This window comes from Acinetobacter sp. YH16053 (assembly GCF_013417035.1).
GTDB lineage: Bacteria > Pseudomonadota > Gammaproteobacteria > Pseudomonadales > Moraxellaceae > Acinetobacter > Acinetobacter towneri.
Genome location: NZ_VPEP01000085.1, coordinates 1 through 2,286, shown reverse-complemented (window position 1 = coordinate 2,286; position 2,286 = coordinate 1). Strand labels below are relative to the sequence as shown.

The window sequence follows — 2,286 nt, the reverse complement described above, 5'->3', positions numbered from 1 at the left end:
ACTAAAAAAGATAAAAAAAGCCCGAACAGGGATGTTCGGGCTATCAACTAGGAACTACAGCGTTGAATTTTCAAGAGAATTATAACGCATTTCGTATAAGGTGTATTATGTTAATTTTAGAAATATTAAATAAATAGTTAATTGGAGTTATAGCCAAATCTTCTTGTTAATAACGTATTTTTCCACCAACCCTCTCGACTCAATATAACTTTATCGTCTGTTTTAGCTTTAAAAATATCAAGAATTGAATAATAAAAATTATTTTCAATACGCTCTAACGGCAATTGCTGTAATTGAACATTTCCCCGCTAACAGAAATTTACCTACAAAGCATTTTTCATTAATGACTTTAAAAATTATAAGCTCGAAATTCATATTAATTGTTTTTTTAGATTATTTTCATTGTTTTTATTGGTTTCAATAATAGTTGTTTTTTATTTACTATATGATCCGTACAGCAAGTAAATCATTTTTAATGAGATACTTATCACATTTTTTTGGGAAAATAAAAGCTGATTTTTAATTAAGCCAATTTTTTAATTGGAGTAATTTAGAGTAAATTATCTAATTTTTTCTAAATAAATTATGTACTTGCTTGTTTAATGAGCGTATATTTCCTCGCCTACTTTGATCAAAAGTTCATCCACTTTTTAAGGTTAGGCTGAACTTAAATATTGGATTCAATCTCATGAAAAAAATTACATATGTTTCTTTGCTCATTTCATCTGTACTTGGCTTTTCTGCAGCACAAGCAGCTACTGCCCCAACACAGAACTTTGAAGTGAAATTAACAATCAATGAATCGTGTGAATTTAATTCAGCTACAGATATTGATTTCGGAAGTTTAGATCGTTCAACCGACGTAAACCGTACCCAAACAGGTAAATTAACAGCTACATGTACCATTGGCACACCTTATAAAGTGGTACTGGATAGCGAACGTCAAATGAAGCATAAATCTGACAGTACTTCTGTCGTGGCTTATGATTTATTCCAAGATACCGGTGCACAAAAGATCTGGGGTAAAACAGTTGATCAAGCACTAGAGCAAACCGGTACAGGTAAAGCACAAGAGTTGCCTGTCTATGCGAAATTAAAAGGCAACACAAATGTTAAGGCAGGTGTATATACTGATGTTGTAACTGCTAAAATTACTTACTAATTAAGTTATAAGTAAACAAGGAGAGGCTATTGCAAGGTATATTTGAAAAAATATTAAATCGTCAGCATATCTATATGGTGACTCTTTTAGCTTCTTCCTTTTGTTCTTTAGCACAAGCAGCTAGTCTACAAGTATCTCCCATCCTTGTAGAGTTTTCTTCCCAGGAAAAAGCAAAAGAGCTTTGGCTTACAAACACGGGGAAAACAAATATTCGTGCTCAAGTACGTATGCAAGAGTGGACTCAGCTTAATAACCAGGAAATTCTGGAACCGACTAAGAAGCTTATTGCAAGTCCACTTATTACTGAAATTAAACCTGGTCAAAGACAATTAGTACGCTTGATTAAGCCAGCCAATACTAATAGTACTCAGGAGCAGGCATTTCGAGTACTGGTAGATGAGTTGCCAGGAAGTAGTTCCGAGCAAAATAACTCGGGTTTAAATATTTTATTGCAATACTCAATTCCTGTTTTTTATAAGTCTTCGCAACCTCATAAAATTACTCAAGGTCTAACCTCGCTTGATAATATTCAGTTTAAATATACGAACGGCCAGATTTCAGTGTCGAACCGTTCTAGTTCCTATTTACGCTTAAGTCAGTTGAGTTATGTATCCACGACAGGAAATATCGTACCTTTGATATCTGGATTGATGGGTTATGTTTTGGCAGGACAAACGATGTCTTGGAACTTACCAACCAGTCTTCCAGATAATGGTGCAGGAAAGTTCCGAGTAGTTATTAATTCTGATATTAATCAACAGGTTATTCCTGTAAATAAATAAATACTTGATATGATTAGGGCTAATTACTTGAGTGTAATTTTGCTTGGACTTCTTTATGTACAAGAGGGAATAGCAAATGAAGTGACTTCTCAAGAAGTAGATTCGACCATTCAACAGGAACTTTTTTTAGATGTTATTTTAAATCAATCTAACTCAAATATTTTAGGCCATTTTCTCCAACAAGGCGATCAGCTTTATATATCTACAGAAACTTTACAAGACCTTAAATTAACTTTACCTGCTGATCTGCAAACTAATCCTGCAGGCTACTATCTTTTAGAAGACATACCTTCAGTCAAATATAAATACGATAATTCCAACCAGAAAATTTACCTTGATGTA

The 2,286-nt window shown here is 33.4% G+C and carries 3 protein-coding genes and 1 pseudogene; 3 read left to right on the top strand and 1 reads right to left on the bottom strand.

Going from position 1 to position 2,286, the window contains the following annotated elements:
• Window positions 1-137 precede the first annotated feature (137 nt).
• Window positions 138-305, bottom strand: a pseudogene (locus FTV43_RS16120) (GIY-YIG nuclease family protein); the annotation flags it as partial.
• Between the two features lie 383 nt (window positions 306-688).
• On the opposite strand from FTV43_RS16120, the gene FTV43_RS15085 reads away from it, so the two are divergent.
• The 3 genes from FTV43_RS15085 to FTV43_RS15075 form a co-directional block, all read left to right on the top strand.
• Window positions 689-1,162: a spore coat U domain-containing protein gene (locus FTV43_RS15085; RefSeq protein ID WP_218945736.1), complete on the top strand. Its 474-nt coding sequence runs from the start codon at window positions 689-691 to the stop codon at window positions 1,160-1,162.
• 29 nt (window positions 1,163-1,191) lie between these two features.
• On the top strand, window positions 1,192-1,944 hold the full coding sequence (locus FTV43_RS15080) for a molecular chaperone (RefSeq protein WP_179995803.1): 753 nt from the start codon (window positions 1,192-1,194) through the stop codon (window positions 1,942-1,944).
• A 27-nt stretch (window positions 1,945-1,971) separates the two neighbouring features.
• On the top strand, window positions 1,972-2,286 hold a 315-nt coding region (locus FTV43_RS15075; RefSeq protein ID WP_179995802.1), incomplete at its 3' end, for a hypothetical protein.

Bases quoted from the DNA above. Each gene is read 5' to 3' on its own strand.
- FTV43_RS15085 (WP_218945736.1), top strand. From the start codon at position 689: ATGAAAAAAATTACATATGTTTCTTTGCTCATTTCATCTGTACTTGGC.